Origin of the sequence: Nonomuraea sp. JJY05 (assembly GCF_043496855.1) — a bacterium.
In the GTDB taxonomy this organism is placed as follows: domain Bacteria; phylum Actinomycetota; class Actinomycetes; order Streptosporangiales; family Streptosporangiaceae; genus Nonomuraea.
The window spans coordinates 16946-33391 of record NZ_JBIEIS010000055.1 but is presented as its reverse complement, the minus strand read 5'-3'; the positions used below and the strand labels follow the sequence as shown (position 1 = coordinate 33391).

Below are 16446 nucleotides of genomic sequence, written 5' to 3'. Positions count from 1 at the left end.
AATCCTTAACGCTAGCGGCAATTATTGCGGAGGTGCATACATGAGTGTCGAGCTGGGTTACTACACCCTGTCCGTCGCGGACCTGGAGCGGGCGGCCGCCTTCTACGGGGCGCTGTTCGGCTGGGCGTTCAGGCGCGAGCACGAGACGTACCTGCACGTCACGAACACGGCCGTGCCGATGGGGCTCGTCGCGCGCGGGCCCTCCTCGCAGCCGAACCTCTACTACCACGTCACCGACATCGACGCGGCCGTCGAGCGGGTGCGGGAGCTGGGCGGTGACACCGGCGAGCTGTACGACAGCAAGTCGGGGCGCGGCTGCACGTGCACCGACGACCAGGGCACGGAGATCAGCCTCTGGCAGCCCGCTCCGGGTTTCGACTAGCTGCTTGATTCCAGGGGGCAGGAGATCAGTGTCGACAGGGGTGCGTTCCTGTTCCGTGCTCTACTCGGCCGCGCGGGGCGTCACCAGCACCTGAAAGAGCGCTTCGATGTGCTGGGCGAGGTGCTCCGGCGGTCCCTCGCTCAGTGCCGGCGTGCCCAGAACGCTGCGCAGCAGCCACACCCCAGCCTGAAGGGAGAGCATCAGTTCCGCCCGGACTCCGCGCCGCCCGGACTCCGCGCCGGCCGGGCGGCGCGCACATGGCGGCCCCGGCCATGGTGACCGGCGCCCGCCGCGTCCGCGGCCGTGCCTGACCGCGGGACCTGATTCTGTCGGTGACGGCGGGCATGATGGTCGCCATGGCTTCATGGCAGGAGTTCGAGCACCAGGCGCCGGAGCTGGCCGGGGTGGCGCGGCGGCTGATGGCGGCATACCGGCACAAGGTGCTGGCCACGCTGCGCCAGGACGGCTCGCCCCGGGTCAGCGGCATCGAGACCAGCTTCCGGGACGGCGAGCTGTGGACGGGGTCGATGCCGAGGGCGGTCAAGGCGTCCGACCTGCGCCGCGACCCGCGGATGGCGATCCACGTCACCTCCCGCGCCCCCGAGGGGGACGATCCGTCGTCGTGGGAGGGCGACCTGAAGCTGGCCGGGCGGGCCGTGGAGGTCACCGATCGGGAGGAGCAGGCGTCGTTCGAGCTGCCGAGCGAGGAGTCCCACCTGTTCCGGATCGAGCTGACGGAGGTGGTGTGGACGCGGGTGGAGGGCGACGAGATCGTCATGGACGCCTGGCGCGAAGGGGTGGGCACGCGCCAGATCCGCCGCAAGTAAGCCCTCCAGGTCCGGCTAGTGGACGGAGAAGCCGCCGTCCACGAAGAGCATCTGCCCGGTGACGAACGCGGAGGCGTCCCCGGCCAGGAAGACGGCCGCGCCCGCGAAGTCCCCGGGCACGCCGTTGCGGCCCACCATGTGGCGGGCGGCGAGCGCTTCGACGCGGCCCGGGATGGCCTGGGCGGGTTCGGTCAGCGGCGTCAGCACGAAACCGGGGATGATCGTGTTGACGCACACGCCGCGGGCCGACCACGCCTCGGCCTGGGAGCGGGTCAGGCCGGCGACGGCGGCCTTGGCCGTGCCGTACGCGCCGCTGTCGCCGAAGGCGCTGATGGACTGCTGGGAGCCGAGGTTGATGATGCGGCCCCAGCCGCGGGCGGCCATCCTCGGGCCGAAGTGCTGGCCGAGGAGATAGGGGGCGGTGAGGTTGACGGCGATGGTGCGCTCGTAGTCCTCGACGGTGAGGTCCGCCATGGGCTTGCGGATGTTGTTGCCGGCGTCGTTGACGAGGATGTCCACATCGCCCGCCGTGGCGCACACGCGCCGGACGTCGTCGCGGTCGGCGAGGTCGGCGCTGATCCGGGAGGCGGTGACGCCGTGCTCGCGCAGGCGGGTGACGGCCTGGTCGAGCTCGCTCTCCCTGCGGGCCACCAGCACGACCTCGGCCCCGGCCCGGCCGATCGCCTCGGCGATGGCGTACCCGATGCCGGAGCTGCCGCCGGTCACCAGGGCGCGCCGGCCGTCGAGGGAGAACAGCTCCCGCAGATAGTCAGACATGATCGGACAAGCTAGCACCCCGAGGCAGGCGGCCCATCGCCCGAGGGGCACTGCGGCCTTCGAGGAGACCTGAGCGTGGGCTCGGCACGTTCACCTCGAATGCGGTCTGCTCCTTGCCCAGCATGCACGCCGTCTGCCGGCCGCGGTGTCAAAGGGCGTCGGCGTCGGGTGCGCCCAGGACCTCGCGCAGTGCGGTGATGGACGGGGTGAAGAAGTAGCCGCCGCCGGTGGGGATGACGAAGTCGCGTACTGCGGCCAGAGTGGTTCCGCCCGCGGTGGGGACGGCACATTGGCGGAGTCGGTGCTGACCGGGCTGCCCGTTCTGGCCGACGAGCATGTCGTGGTCCCCGGGGCTGCGAGGGTTGGCGTAGTCGCCCATCCACTGACGGTTGAGAAACTCGAACTGGTCGACGATTGACGTTTGGTAGGACAAGAACAACAGCCCGCGGTCGGCGTCCGGATCTTGGTCGTAGACCGGCCCGTAGGGGAGTCCGCGGCGCAGGATCCGGCGGGTGAAGGAGGCCATACGGCCGCCCACGTCGTTGGCGGCAGTACGGGGATTGACCTTGCGGATGTGCGCGAACTGCGGGCAGATCAGGCCGATCGGGTCGGCGTCGGCGTCCGGGTGGTCGCGGTCGGTGGTCTCGCCGTTGATGAGGACAAGCGCACGGGCGTCGGAACCGAACTCGAAGTAGTCGTTGCGCAGCCGGTCCACGCCGAGTTCAGGGATGTCCTTGCCGGGGGTGCGTGCGACCGGCGCGCCGCTGGGCCAGCGGCCCACGACATCGGCGCCGATCTTCTGAGCGGTGATCTCCCAGGGAAGCAGACGGCGTGCGGATTCCTCCAGGAACGCGCGGAACGCGGGCACGTCCTGCCGCAACCGGCGGAAAGCGAGGTAGGAGCCGTTGCGGCTCCAGTGGGGGCCGGGCAGCCGCTCGTCGCCGCGCAACAGCGGGTCGCTGCCCTGGCCGGGGTAGCCGAACACGAACTCGCCCGGCCACACCAGGTGCTGGCCGGGCAGTCCGTACAGCCAGCACTCAGGCCGCTGGCCGGCCATGTCGGCCACGTACCGGGGAGTGAGGAAGTCCGCGTTCGGCCCGTATCGGCCGCGGACACCGGGCTGGGACACCCCGTCCTGGAAGCCGAAATGCTCCGAGCCGATGGCGTCGAGCTTGTGCCCCAGCTCCTCGTAGATCACGCCGAACCCGTGACGGGCCAACTCCGGCCGCAGTTCGCCGAGGTAATCGCCCAGGTCACCTTCGTCATCGGCGCCGATGACCAGCAGAATGTCCGGGTCGCGTACCTTCCACGTGCTGTGGTGGCCCTCGGCGGTGGGGTCGGCCGGATCGCCCAGGGACGTCGATCGCGCGGTCATACCCAGTTGGAACGCGGGGTCGGTGAACGCGGCGATGCTGTCACTCTGACCGTCGGGCAGCAGTGCCTGCAACGCGGGCCGGCTGAATGCGACGCTGAGCCACACATCGCGGACATCGCCCAGAACGTCACTGAGTGCCAGGGCGCCGTCCACGGTCGGGCCGCGCAGGGCGGACAATTTCGCCTCAGCACGCTGGTGTTCGAGTGCCCGTACGTGCTCCCTGGTCCTCATCACCGTGGACAGGGTGGTGACCTCCGAGGCGATCGCGTGACACCACCGCCTCATCAGGGGGATCTGGTCACGGTCGAGGCTCAGCGCGAGCACCGCCATGTGGGGTTTGAGGAATCCGGGGGCGACGTTGCCCTGGATCTCGTCCCCATCCAGCAGGGGCTCCTCGTCCGGAGTGGTCATGGTGGTCCTCTCCTAGGCTCGGCGTCGCAGACGCGGCGCGGTGTCGGCGTCCAGGCGGGCTTCGGGCACGGCGTTCTGAGCGCCGGGATAGTCGAAGGCCGGACGCGTCCCGTCCGGGCACGCGGCGTCGCGGCTCACCAGCCGCAGGAATTTCGGGTTCTCCTGTCCTTGACAGCAGCGGCCGACGCAACCCACGAGCGTGTTGCGAAATGATCCGGGTCCGGCGGCCACGCCCGTCAGCGCGACGGTGATGCGTTCGGCGATTTGAGCGCCGTACTGAATCGGAACGCCGGCGATCCGCAGGTCGCTGACGGTGAGCGGTTCGCCGTAGGCAGGCTGTTCGGAGGGCGGGACCTCGAACACCGCCCGTGCGATCAAGTGCTCGGTCAGCGAGCCCCGTTCGACCCGGAAGTACTCAGGCGTGATCGGCTTGCCGTGCGGTGTACCGTCGGGCCGGGTGATTCCCGCCAGGTCGATGTGGTTGATGTAGAGCCCGACCGGGTTGCGCAGGGTGATCCAGCAGCCCATCCGGGCCAGGGAATTGACGCCGGCCCCGATCGTTGGATCGCTGTTGCGCATCGGCCCGCCGTAGCGTGAGCAGCACACGAGCGCATCGGGGTCGTCGACGGGTCGGCCACCCCGCTGACGCAGGACGGTGGCGTCAGCGCCGAGGGCGATCTCGGCGACCAGCGTGTTGTCCGGCTGGCACAGATGCATCACTCCGTGGGTGGTGTTCCATTTGTTCCACGGGTTGTACGCACCGGCCGGGATCACCACGCGCTTGGTGGCCTCGTCGATCAGATCCTCCTGCGCCTGAAGGTCCTTCAGCTGGACGTTCTTGTCCACGTAGGTGCGATACAGCTCCAGCATCAGCGCGCGGTCACCCCGGAAGGGGTACGTGGCCGTTGAATCCGCACTCGCCCCTGGCAGCGTGTCACCGTGCAGGGCCTGCCAGTACTCCGGGGGTTCGGACGTGAAAACGATCTTGGTGATCTTGTTCGAGCCGTTCCTGATCGGCCGCCATTCGCAGTACTCGTCCTGCGGGCGATAGAACACGCCCCCCCAGACCTTGCCCTCGAAGTAGCCGCCCGCGCCGTCGGTTCGCTTGGTCAGCGGGAACATGCTGTCCGCCAACTCCACCGCCTCGGCATATCCGAACCGGCGTACCAGCGTGTTCGGCAATGCGTTCCACACGATCGACTGGAGCATCTCCGGCCCGGGCACACTCGTGGTCAGCCAGTTGTAGTACTGGCACTTGTCGCCTTGGTGCAGGTTGTGGGCTTCCTGATAGCCGATGCACTCGTCGAACCAGCCGGAGACCGCATCGCTCCACTGCTGCAACTGCCCCTCAATGTGCTTGAAGTCGGGCAGCCTGCCCGGCGGATCGTACCGCCGCGCACCGGGGCCCTCGGACATCGGCAACCGCCCCTTCCTGTCAGCAGCGCACCACGCATCTATATCCGTAAGTATGCGACTAATAACTCTAAGTAATCATCAATTGGGAGAGATTGACCATCTGCCGACAATGCGCTCGGCGGATGCCGGCACATCGTTCGGCAAAGGATCGCGTGGGGACGGTTCCGGGCGGCTCCCACGCGGAATGACCGTGCGGCCATGACTACCACCGACGCGCCCGCGACCAGGCGGCTCCCGCTGACGATGCTGACGGCCATGGTCGTCGGCTCGATGGTCGGCGCCGGGGTCTTCTCGTTGCCCCGCAACTTCGGGCAGGCCACGGGCGTGGCCGGGGCGGTGGTCGCGTGGGCTGTGGCCGGCACGGGGATGCTCATGCTGGCGTTCGTGTTCCAGACCCTGGCGGTGCGCAAGCCGGACCTCAACGCCGGCGTGTACGCCTACGCCAAGGCCGGGTTCGGGGAGTTCCCGGGCTTCTTCTCCGCCTTCGGCTACTGGGCCAGCGCGTGTGTGGGCAACGCGTCGTACTGGGTATTGATCAAGTCCACGCTGGGCGCGGTCGTGCCGGCGTTCGGCGAGGGCGGCACGCTGCCCGCGGTGGCCGTGTCGGTGGTGGGCGTGTGGGCCTTCCACCTGCTGATCCTGGGCGGCGTCAAGGAGGCGGCGGCGATCAACCGGGTCGTCACGGTGGCCAAGCTCGTGCCGCTGCTGCTGTTCGTGGTGATCGTGGCCGTCGCCCTGCGCGGAGAGGTGTTCACGGCCGGCCTCTGGGGCGACGGGCCGCTGTTCGACCAGGTCAGGGCCACGATGCTGGTGACGGTCTTCGTCTTTCTCGGCGTGGAGGGCGCCAGCGTCTACTCCCGGTACGCGCGCCGGCGCCAGGACGTGGGCCGGGCCACGGTGCTCGGCTTCCTCGGCGTGCTGGCACTGTTCGCGTCGGTCACCCTGCTCTCGTACGGGGTCCTGCCCCGGCGGGAGCTGGCCGAGTTGCGCCAGCCGTCGATGGCGGGGGTGCTGGAGGCGGCGGTGGGGCGCTGGGGAGCGGCGCTGATCGCGGTCGGTCTCGTGGTGTCGGTCCTGGGCGCGTACCTGGCCTGGACCCTGATGGCGGCCGAGGTGCTGTACGTGGCCGCCAAGGACGAGGACATGCCGGCCTTCCTCAAACGGGAGAACGCCCAGGGCGCGCCGTCGGCCGCGCTGACGGCGACGGCCTTGCTGGTCACGGCGGTGCTGCTGACGACGCTGTTCTCGCAGGATGCCTTCACCTTCACGCTCAAGCTGTGCAGCTCGCTGTCGCTGGTGCCGTACCTGCTGGCCGCGGGCTACGCGCTGATGCTGGCCGTGCGCGAAGGGGGCGGGCGCCGGGACGTCGTCGTGGCGGCGCTGGCGACGCTCTACACCGCCTTCCTGATCTTCGCGGCGGGCCTGAACCTGCTGCTGCTGTCGTTCATCATCTACGCGCTGGGCACGGTGCTGTTCGTCATCACGCGGCGCGAGCGCGGCAGGCGCGTGTTCTCCCGGTCCGAGCTGGTCCTGTTCGTCGTCGCCGTGGTCGCGGGCGTGCTGGGCGTGGCCGGCCTGGTGACCGGCCGCATCACCATCTGAAGGGGGACGGGCATGTTCGGTGTGCACTCGGAGGTCGGCCGGTTGCGGAAGGTCATCGTGCACCGGCCCGAGCTGAGCCTGCGGCGGCTCACCCCCGGCAACCGCGAGCAACTGCTCTTCGACGACATCCTCTGGGTCGAGCACGCCCAGCGGGAGCACGACGTGTTCGTGACCCTCCTGCGTGAGCGCGGAGTGGAGGTCTTCTACCACCAGGAGCTGCTGGCGCAGGCGCTGGACACCGGGCTCGAGGCCAGGCAGCACGCCGTGGAGGCGGCCGTCACCCATCTGACCGTCGGCCCGGCCCTGGTGGAGGGGGTGCGTGAGACGCTGGCCGGCTGGAGCGGCGAGAAGCTGGCCGCGCACCTCGTCGGCGGGCTGACCAAGCAGGAGTACGGCGTCGCCGGGATGGAGTCGCGCTCGCTGGTGGCCGCCTCGGCGCGGGCCGGCCAGTTCGTGCTGCCGCCGCTGCCCAACTCCCTCTACCAGCGCGATCCGGCGGCCTGGCTGTACGGCGGGGTGTCGCTCAACCCGATGTTCTTCCACGCCCGGCTGCTGGAGACCATGAACCAGAGCACGATCTACCACTATCACCCGATGTTCGCGGGCGAGGAGTTCGCCTTCTGGTATCCGTACGGGGGCGATGACAGCCGGTTCGACGAGGAGGACTACGGGACCGCCGCGATGGAGGGCGGCGACATGATGCCGATCGGCAACAGGAGCGTGGTGATCGGCCTGAGCGAGCGCACCGGCGCCCGCACGGTGGAGAACGTGGCGCTGTCGCTGTTCGCCGTGGGCGCCGCCGACCGGGTCATCGCCGTGGAGATCTCCCGGCGCCGCTCCTACATGCACCTGGACACCGTCTTCACCTTCCTCGACGCCGACAAGGCCGCGGTCTACCCGCCGTTCCTGGAGACCGCCGCCACCTACTCGCTGCGCCCGGGCGACAAGCCCGGGACGCTGGACGTGCGCAGGGACGCGGGGTTCGTGCCGGCCGTGGAGGAGGCGCTGGGGATCGGGCGGCTGGAGCTGATCCCCACCGGCGGGGACGAGTACCAGCAGGCCCGCGAGCAGTGGGACTCGGGCAACAACTTCTTCGCCCTGGAGCCCGGGGTCGTGGTGGGGTACCACAAGAACCAGTACACCAACCGGCAGCTGCGCGGGCACGGTGTCGAGGTGATCGAGATCGAGGGGTTCGAGCTGGGCAAGGGGCGCGGCGGCGCGCACTGCATGACCTGCCCCATCCAGCGCGACCCCGTCTGACTCCGCCGATTGGCGGGCGGGGCGGGATGAGGGAAAATGAGGTCGTCCACTGATCGGGAAGAGCCCTCGGGTGCGTCATGAGCCTGGATCCGACCCGCGCGTCCGCCGGCGCCCCGCTGAGCGCCGCGATCGGGGCCGCGCGATGGATCAGGACGGCGGCCGCGGGCGACGCGCGGGCGCGGCACTGGGTGGCCAACCCCGACCCGCGGGGCCGCTCCGCGCTGACGCCTGAGCCCGCCTCCCTGTACGGCGGCGCGGCCGGCATCGTGCTGTTCTTCCTGGAGCTGGCCGCCGCGACCGGGCGGGAGGAGTACCTGGAGGATGCCCGGGCGGGCGTGCGCTACCTGGTCGAGGCCGGGCCCGGGGTCGGCGACGTGACGTTCCACCACGGGCTGGGCGGGATCGCGGTCGCGTTGTGCGAGGCCGGGTGGGTGCTGGGAGACGGCGTGGCCGAGGAGGCGGCCGTGGCGGCGCTGGACCGGGTCGCGCGGGCGGCGCGGCCGATGGACAGCGGTCCCGGCTGGTCGGGGGATCCGGCGCAGCGAGGCGACGGCGGCGTCGTGCTGGCGCTGCTGCACGGCGCCTCGATGCTGGGGGTGCCGTCGTACGCGGAGCTGGCGGCCGAGGCGGGCCTGCGGGCGACCGGGCTGGCGGTGCCGGGGCACCGCTTCGGCGACTGCGAGGGCCTGCCGGCGGACGCGGTCACGCCGGGGTTCCTGGCCGGTACGGCGGGCACGGCGTTCCTGCTGGCCCGCCTGTACGGGGTGAGCGGCGACGCCCGGTTCCTGGAGGCGGCGCGCAGGGGCGCGGATTTCGTGCGCGCGGTCAGCGCGGTGAGCGGCCGGCGCGCGCTGGTGCCGCACCATCTGCCGCAGGGGCGGGGGCTGCACTACCTGGGGTTCTGCTCGGGCTCCGCCGGGGTGGCGCGGATGTTCGTCGAGCTGTACCGGGCCGGGGGCGATCCGGCCGACCTGGAGTGGGCCGAGCGGCTGGCCACGGGGATCGTGACGAGCGGCGTGCCGGGCCGGCGGGTGCCCGGGCTGTGGGACACGGCCTGCCAGTGCTGCGGGCTGGCGGGGCTGGTGGAGCTGTTCGTCGGGTTGTGGGCGGTGACGGGGCGGGAGGCGTACCTGAGCTTCGCCCGGACGCTGGGCGAGCACCTGGCGGGCCGGGCGAGCGGCGACGGCGGGGGTCTGCGGTGGTATCAGGCCTTTGAGCGGGTACGCCCCGGCGTGGTGAGTGCGGACACCGGGTACATGGCAGGCGCGGCGGGCATCGGCGCGGCGCTGCTGCATCTGGAGGCGGCGGGGCGGGGACGGCGGGTGATCCTGTTGCCGGACAACCCGTTCCCGGCGATCCCGGCGCCCTTGGGCACACTGCCGGAATAACGCCCCGGAATAACGCAACGAGGAGATTGCGCGCACGCGTGCGCGGCGTTAAGCTCGATTGCCCAATTTAGGCAAAGGCTTCACAAATCTCCAGTTAGGAGTATACCAGCGAATGGCTAATCGTCAAGATGGTCTTGCGGAAGCCCTTGACAGCGAACAGCGTACTGTGTCGTCGCTGTACGGCAGGCTCGACGTCGCCAGGGAGCGGGCCCAGGCGGCGCTGCGGGACGTGTACGCCAGGGCCGGCGGCACCCGACAGGCGATGGTCGAACGCGAGGCGCTGGCCTCGGAGCAGTCCAGGAGGCTGGCCCAGCTGAACGCGGTCGAGCGGGGCCTGTGCTTCGGCCGCATCGACGACGGCGCGGGGCACAGCACGTACGTCGGCAGGATCGGGCTGCGCGACGAGGAGCACGAGTCGGTCCTCATCGACTGGCGGGCGCCGGCCGCGCGGCCGTTCTACGTGGCCACGGCCACCGACCCGGGCGGGCTGGTGCGCCGCAGGCACCTGCACCTGAAGGACCGCACGGTGGTCGGCATCGACGACGAGGTGTTCGACCTGGAGGGTATGAGCGACGGCGACCGGCGCACGCTCGTCGGGGAGGCGGCGCTGCTGGCGGCGCTGCGCCGGGGCAGGACGGGCCGGATGGGCGACGTGGTGGCCACCATCCAGACCGAGCAGGACCGGGTGATCCGCGCGGCGCTCCAGGGCGCGCTGGTGGTGCAGGGCGGCCCGGGCACCGGCAAGACCGTGGCGGCGCTGCACCGGGCGGCGTACCTGCTCTACACCCACCGCGACACGCTGGAGCGGCGCGGCGTGCTGGTGGTGGGCCCCAACTCGATGTTCCTGCGCTACATCAGCCAGGTGCTGCCGGCCCTGGGGGAGACGCAGGTGGTGATGACCACGGTGGGGGAGATGTTCCCGGGGGTGCGGGCGAGCGCGGCCGACGCGCCGGCGACGGCGGTGGTCAAGGGCGACCCGCGGATGGCCGACGTGGTCGCCCGCGCGCTGGAGCTGCGCCAGCGCGCGCCCGAGGGCGACCTGGTGGTCGAGCTGGACGGGCTCGATCTGCGGGTGCCGCACGAGACGTGCGTGCGGCTGCGCGACCGGGCACGGGCGGTGCGGCTGCCGCACAACATGGCCCGCAAGCTGTACGTCACCGAGCTGCTCAAGGAGCTGGCCAAGGCCGAGGCGCGGGCGCTGGAGGAGTCGCTGCACATCGAGGAGCTGGTCATCGAGGGCGAACCGGAGCTGGCGCAGCCGCTCGATCTGGAGGGCGACCTGGACGAGCTCGATCTGGAGCTGGCCTCGGGGCGGCTGTGGGGCGAGCCGGAGGTGCGGCGGGCGGTGGACGACCTGTGGCCGGAGCTGACGCCGCAGCGGCTGGTCTCGGAGCTGCTGGCCTCGCCGGAGGCGCTGTGGTCGGCGGCGCCGTCGGGGCTGGACTGGCAGGAGCTGGTCCGGCCGGTGGACGCGCCGTGGACGGCCGGGGACGTGCCGCTGCTGGACGAGGCGGCCGAGCTGCTGGGCGAGGACGACTCGGAGCGCCGGGTGGCGGCCAGGCGGGCGTCCGAGGAGCAGGCGTCGGAGGAGCTGTACGCGCTGGAGGTGCTGCAGACCACGGGGGTGCTGGAGGAGGGCATCTTCGACCGGGCCGACGTACTGGCCGGGCGGCACGCCGACGACGGGCTCGGGCTGACGACGGCCGACCGGGCGGCGGCGGACCGGACGTGGGCGTACGGACACGTGATCGTGGACGAGGCGCAGGAGCTGTCGGCAATGGCCTGGCGGATGATCATGCGGCGGGTGCCGGCGAAGTCGCTGACCGTCGTGGGCGACCTGGCGCAGACGGGGTCGGCGGCCGGGGCACGGTCGTGGGGGGAGGTGCTGGACCCGTACCTCGAGGGGCGCTGGCGCGAGGAGCGGCTGCTGGTCAACTACCGCACGCCGGTGGAGATCATGGCGGTGGCGGCGGATGTGCTGCGGGCCTTCGCCCCCGAGCAGGAGCCGCCCGAGTCGGTGCGCGAGGGCGGCTCGCGGCCGCGCGCGGTGCGCCTGCCGGTGGCGGGTCTGCCGGGGCTGGTGGACGGGGAGCTGGCCTCGATCGGCGAGGGCCGGGTGGGCGTGGTGACCTCGGACGCTCGGCACGCGGAGGTGGCCGGGCTGTTCCCGGAGGGCGACCTGGACGCGCCGGTGGTGGTGCTGACGGTGGAGCAGGCCAAGGGGCTGGAGTTCGACGCGGTCGTGGTGGTGGATCCGGCGGGGATCATGGGGCAGTCGCCGATGGGGGGTCAGGACCTGTACGTGGCGGTGACGCGGGCCACCCGGCGGCTGACGGTGGCGTACGAGGGGGAGCTGCCGGAGGTGCTGTCCGGGCTGGCTCCCTAATCTACAACGTAAAGGCGTCGGCGCTGTGCCGCGGAGGACCGGTCACTCGTTGTAGAGCTTGTCGGCCACCGCGCGGATCGTACGGGTGATGTCGTCGAGCGAGCGGAGGGTCTCGGTGTCGAGGTGGTCCAGGATGCGGCGATAGTGCTCGAGCCCGGAGTTGTGGATCTCCTCGATCAGGGCGGTGCCGGCGGGGGAGAGCTCGGCGCGGCGGACCCGGCGGTCGTGGGGGTCCTCGTGGCGGGTGACGAGGCCGTGGGCGACGAGCCGGTCGACGAGGCCGGTGACGGTGCCGAGGCTGACGCCGAGGTGGTGGGCGAGCTCCTGGCCGGAGGCGGAGCCGTTGAAGGCCAGGAGCATGATGACATGGAGTTGTCGCATGGTCAGGTTGGAGGTGAACAGCGGGGACTGATGCTGGGCGAACAGTCGCCCCATGCCACGCTGTGTCTCGCTGATTCGACGGATCAGGTCTTCGCGTTCGTCGCTCACACTCACCTCTCGCTTCCTGAGAAGGTTATCAGGAAAGCTCAATCTGTCTAAATATTCGTTCAAGGCGAAGTGTTAGTCTGGGGCGAACTCTTGGAGGGGGACGCCTATGACCGCATTCGCTCGTTTGAGCCTGGTCAATCGCAGCCTTGTGATATTGGTCGCGCTCGTGCTCAGCGCGTTCGGCGCGTTCACGATTCCGCAGTTGAAGCAGCAGTTGCTGCCGTCTTTGAGTTTCCCTGGCGCGTTCGTGGTCGCGGCGTATCCGGGTGCCTCGCCCGAGATCGTCGAGGACCAGGTGACGAAGCCGATTGAGGACTCGTTCCAGGGCCTGGCCGGGATGGAGCAGATGACCTCGACGTCGAAGGAGGGCCTGGCGCAGGTCCAGGTGGCCTTCGAGTACGGCACGGACGTCGAGTCCTCGCTGAACAAGATGCAGCAGGCCGTCAGCCGGCTCTCCCTCCCGGACGGGGTGGATCCGCAGGTCGTGGCGGGCAACACCGATGACATCCCGGTGGTCGTGCTCGCGGTTGGCGACGGCGGCGACGAGCGGGCGATGGCCGACAAGCTGCGCCGGATCATGGTGCCGGAGCTGCAGAGCGTTGAGGGCGTACGGGAGGCGTCGGTCACGGGCACCCGCGACGAGGTCGTGACGATCGAGCCCGACACCAAGAAGATGGCGAAGGCCGGAGTGTCGGCCTCGCAGATCCCTGACGTGCTGAAGGCGAACGGCACGCCGATCCCGGCGGGCACGCTGACCGCTGACGGCAAGTCGCTCACGGTGCAGGTGGGTGCGCGGGTCGACTCGATTGCCAAGCTGAAGGACCTGTACCTGACCCCGACCCAGCCGGCGGCCACCCCGCAGCAGCCGAGCCAGGCTCAGGCCCGCCCGCAGACCGGGCAGGCGGGCCGGCCGGGCCAGTCCCCGGCGGCGCTCGCGCAGCAGCAGGTGGCCAAGCCCAAGCCGCTCAAGCCGGTCAAGCTCGGTGACGTCGCCGAGATCAAGCTGGGGCTCGCGGACGCGAGGACGATCACGCGTACGGACGGCAGGACGAGCCTGGGCGTGTCGGTGACGATGGTGCCCGACGGCAACGCGGTGTCGATCTCGCACGCCATCCGCGAGAAGCTGCCCGAGCTGACCAGGTCGCTGGGCGACAGCTCGGACACGGCGGTGTCGGTGGTGTTCGACCAGGCGCCGTACGTGGAGGAGTCGATCCGGAGCCTGACCACCGAGGGCCTGCTGGGCCTGGCGTTCGCGGTGCTGGTCATCCTGGTGTTCCTGCTGTCGGTGCGGTCGACGCTGGTGACGGCGGTGTCGATCCCGCTGTCGGTGGTGATCGCGCTGATCGCGTTGTGGGCCGGCGACTATTCGCTGAACATGCTGACCCTGGGCGCGCTGACGATCGCGGTGGGCCGGGTGGTCGACGACTCGATCGTGGTGCTGGAGAACATCAAACGACATCTCGGGTACGGCGAGGCCAAGCTGCAGGCGATCCTCACGGCGGTGCGCGAGGTGTCGGGCGCGGTGACGGCCTCGACGCTGACGACGGTGGCGGTGTTCGCGCCGATCGCGATCGTGGGCGGCATGGTGGGCGAGCTGTTCCGCCCGTTCGCGATCACGGTGGCGGTGGCGCTGCTAGCCTCGCTGGTGGTGTCGCTGACGGTGGTGCCGGTGCTGGCGTACTGGTTCCTGAAGGCCCCGAACCTGACGCCGGAGCAGGCGCGCAAGCAGCGCGAGGAGGCCGAGGCCAAGGAGTTGCGCTCGCCGCTGCAGCGGGCCTACCTGCCGGTGCTGCGGTTCGCGACCAGGTTCAAGCTGGTGACGATCCTGATCGGCGTGGCGGTGTTCATCGGCACGATGGGCCTGGCCGGCGGGTTGCAGACGAACTTCCTGGACTCCTCGGGCCAGAACACGATCTCGCTGTCGCAGAAGATGCCGGTCGGTACGGACCTGGCGACCACGGACAAGGCCGCCCAGCAGGTCGAGGGCGTGCTGAAGGACCTGGACGGCGTGGAGACGTACCAGGTGAACGTGGGTGGCGGCAACGCCATGCAGGGCGGCGCGGTCGGCGGCGGCGCGGACCGGGCGTCGTACTCGGTGACGGTCAAGGAAAGCGCCGACCCCGACAAGGTGCAGCAGCAGCTGCGCGAGCGGATCGGCGGCCTGTCGGGCGTCGGCGAGGTCACGGTGGGCGGCGCTGGCGGGGGTGGGTTCTCCTCCGACACGATCGACGTGATCGTGCAGGCGCCCGACGCCGAGACGCTGCGCACGGCGACCGACACGGTCAAGACCGCGATGGGCGAGGTGTCGGGGCTCACCGAGGTGTCCTCCAACATGGAGACCAGCGCGCCGCGGGTCGAGGTCGTGGTGGACCGGCAGGAGGCCGCGGAGCGGAGCCTGTCGGAGGCGCAGGTGGGGCAGGCGGTGGCGCAGGCCTTCCGCGGCGCGCCGCTGGGCCAGATCACCCTGGACGGCCGCTCCAGCGACCTGGTGCTGCGCGGCGCGGACGCGCCGGACGACATCAAGGCGATCGAGGACCTGAAGCTGCCGACGGCGGCGGGCATGGTGAAGCTGTCGACGGTCGCGGACGTCAAGGAGGTGGCCGGTCCGACGCAGGTGACGCGGATCGACGGCGAGCGTTCGGCCACGGTGTCGGCCAAGGCGGCCGACGCCGGCAACCTGGGCGCCGTGACGCAGACCCTGACGACCAAGCTGAGCGGCCTGTCGCTGTCCGCGGGGGCCTCCTACGAGATCGGCGGCGTGTCGGCCCAGCAGTCGGACGCGTTCTCCGACCTCGGGATGGCGATGCTGGCGGCGATCGCGATCGTCTTCCTGATCATGGTGGCGACGTTCCGCAGCTTCGTCCAGCCCCTGATCCTGCTGGTGTCGATCCCGTTCGCGGCCACGGGCGCGATCGGGCTGCTGGTGGCCACCGACACCGCGCTGGGCGTGCCTGCCCTGATCGGCATGCTGATGCTGATCGGCATCGTGGTGACCAACGCCATCGTGCTCATCGACCTCATCAACCAGTATCGCGAGCAGGGCATGGGCGTGGTGGAAGCGGTCATCGAGGGCGGGCGGCGCAGGCTGCGGCCGATCCTGATGACGGCGGTGGCCACGATCTGCGCGCTGACGCCGATGGCGCTGGGGGTGACCGGCTCGGGCGGGTTCATCTCGCAGCCGCTGGCGATCGTGGTGATCGGTGGTCTGATCAGCTCGACGCTGCTGACCCTGGTGCTGGTCCCGACGCTGTACACGATGGTGGAGCGGGCGAAGGAGCGGATGCGGCGCAAGCCGGCCGAGCCCAAGCACGAGGCGAAGGTCCTCACCCCGGCCTCCTGACGCAGGCGCTGTTTGCCCGGCGGGGTCATCGCACCCCGCCGGGCAAGCGGCTGGTCCGGGAGGAGCTCTCAGGGGGAGAGAGGCGCGGCCAGAGCGATCCTCGTGTGGAAGTAAGTACCCGCGCCAGTCTGCTGCCTGAGGATTCCTGGATTCGCGTGCGCGACGAGCTGCCGGCCGAGCGGGACCGGCTGCAGGGAGCCTTGGGGCCGGAACAGGCGGAGCCGAAGATGGCCGCGTGGGAGGCCGTCCCTGTGATGAGAGGGCTTGTAACGCACGAGCCGCCGATGCGGAGACGGTCGGTCCGCTGTGGCCGGAATTGACCAGAACGCCCCATTTCCCATCAGGGAATGGGGCGCTCTTTCGTGATGGTTCCCCAGTAGCCTGCGGCGCTCATCGCCACCGTGACGATGCGAGCGTCGGAGGTGGCCATGCGCCGGTAAGCGTTGATTCGCTACTCGGTTCTTTGCCGCCCTAGGCGGTCAGTGGCGGGTACTGGTCTTGCGCCAGGTGAAGCCGCCGGGCAGGTTGATCGACAGCGTACGACGGCCGTCGGCTGTGCGGGTCACCCGGAACAGCCGATTGCCCCAGCTGTGGCCGACACCGCGCCGGGACAGGTTCAGCCGGAAGGGGCCGAATTTGATCGACTTGCGGTAGCTCAAGCCCATATCGCTCTCCTCTATCAGTTTCGCATGCAGCCCTCCAGCTACCCGATCAACGCGCGATATATCGGCTTTGGTAATGGTTCGGCAAATGAGGTGGGGGAGTGGGTGTGCCTCGGCCGCCCCAGCGGAGA

The 16446-nt window shown here is 70.4% G+C and carries 13 protein-coding genes; 7 read left to right on the top strand and 6 right to left on the bottom strand.

All coding sequences use genetic code 11. From position 1 onward, the window contains the following. Window positions 1-40: 40 nt before the first annotated feature. Window positions 41-382, top strand: a complete 342-nt coding sequence (locus ACFKCF_RS52460) for a VOC family protein (RefSeq protein ID WP_394503762.1) — start codon at window positions 41-43, stop codon at window positions 380-382. 60 nt (window positions 383-442) lie between these two features. On the opposite strand, the gene ACFKCF_RS52455 is transcribed toward ACFKCF_RS52460, so the two are convergent. After that, window positions 443-583, bottom strand: coding sequence for a hypothetical protein (locus ACFKCF_RS52455; RefSeq protein ID WP_394503760.1), 141 nt, complete (start codon window positions 581-583; stop codon window positions 443-445). Window positions 584-738: 155 nt separating this feature from the next. On the opposite strand from ACFKCF_RS52455, the gene ACFKCF_RS52450 reads away from it, so the two are divergent. Continuing rightward, on the top strand, window positions 739-1209 hold the full coding sequence (locus ACFKCF_RS52450; RefSeq protein WP_394503758.1) for a pyridoxamine 5'-phosphate oxidase family protein: 471 nt from the start codon (window positions 739-741) through the stop codon (window positions 1207-1209). Window positions 1210-1224: 15 nt separating this feature from the next. Here the strand turns inward: ACFKCF_RS52450 and ACFKCF_RS52445 are convergent, their stop codons facing one another. From ACFKCF_RS52445 to ACFKCF_RS52435, 3 genes are all read right to left on the bottom strand, one after another. Next, a complete protein-coding gene (locus ACFKCF_RS52445; protein WP_394503756.1) occupies window positions 1225-1986 on the bottom strand; it encodes an SDR family NAD(P)-dependent oxidoreductase in 762 nt (253 codons plus the stop codon). Between the two features lie 148 nt (window positions 1987-2134). Then, window positions 2135-3772 (bottom strand): Dyp-type peroxidase, encoded by a 1638-nt coding sequence (locus tag ACFKCF_RS52440; RefSeq protein WP_394503755.1) that lies wholly within the window; start codon window positions 3770-3772, stop codon window positions 2135-2137. Window positions 3773-3784: 12 nt separating this feature from the next. Continuing rightward, on the bottom strand, window positions 3785-5188 hold the full coding sequence (locus ACFKCF_RS52435; RefSeq protein ID WP_394503753.1) for a hypothetical protein: 1404 nt from the start codon (window positions 5186-5188) through the stop codon (window positions 3785-3787). A gap of 198 nt (window positions 5189-5386) precedes the next feature. Here ACFKCF_RS52435 and ACFKCF_RS52430 point away from each other — a divergent pair, with 198 nt between their 5' ends. The 4 genes from ACFKCF_RS52430 to ACFKCF_RS52415 all read left to right on the top strand — a co-directional run bounded on the left by ACFKCF_RS52430 (window position 5387) and on the right by ACFKCF_RS52415 (window position 11824). Beyond that, on the top strand, window positions 5387-6790 hold the full coding sequence (locus ACFKCF_RS52430) for a basic amino acid/polyamine antiporter (RefSeq protein WP_394503751.1): 1404 nt from the start codon (window positions 5387-5389) through the stop codon (window positions 6788-6790). A 12-nt stretch (window positions 6791-6802) separates the two neighbouring features. Then, window positions 6803-8050 carry an arginine deiminase gene (locus tag ACFKCF_RS52425; RefSeq protein WP_394503750.1) on the top strand — a complete coding sequence of 416 codons (1248 nt, stop codon included), beginning with the start codon at window positions 6803-6805 and terminating at the stop codon, window positions 8048-8050. Window positions 8051-8127: 77 nt separating this feature from the next. Next, window positions 8128-9438, top strand: coding sequence for a lanthionine synthetase LanC family protein (locus ACFKCF_RS52420; protein WP_394503748.1), 1311 nt, complete (start codon window positions 8128-8130; stop codon window positions 9436-9438). Between the two features lie 166 nt (window positions 9439-9604). After that, window positions 9605-11824 carry a HelD family protein gene (locus tag ACFKCF_RS52415; protein WP_394503746.1) on the top strand — a complete coding sequence of 740 codons (2220 nt, stop codon included), beginning with the start codon at window positions 9605-9607 and terminating at the stop codon, window positions 11822-11824. Window positions 11825-11866: 42 nt separating this feature from the next. On the opposite strand, the gene ACFKCF_RS52410 is transcribed toward ACFKCF_RS52415, so the two are convergent. Beyond that, a complete protein-coding gene (locus tag ACFKCF_RS52410) occupies window positions 11867-12259 on the bottom strand; it encodes a MarR family winged helix-turn-helix transcriptional regulator (protein ID WP_394503744.1) in 393 nt (130 codons plus the stop codon). Between the two features lie 160 nt (window positions 12260-12419). On the opposite strand from ACFKCF_RS52410, the gene ACFKCF_RS52405 reads away from it, so the two are divergent. After that, window positions 12420-15653, top strand: a complete 3234-nt coding sequence (locus ACFKCF_RS52405; protein ID WP_394503742.1) for an efflux RND transporter permease subunit — start codon at window positions 12420-12422, stop codon at window positions 15651-15653. A gap of 479 nt (window positions 15654-16132) precedes the next feature. Here the strand turns inward: ACFKCF_RS52405 and ACFKCF_RS52400 are convergent, their stop codons facing one another. After that, window positions 16133-16318, bottom strand: a complete 186-nt coding sequence (locus ACFKCF_RS52400) for a DUF4236 domain-containing protein (RefSeq protein WP_394503740.1) — start codon at window positions 16316-16318, stop codon at window positions 16133-16135. Between the last annotated feature and the right edge of the window lie 128 nt (window positions 16319-16446).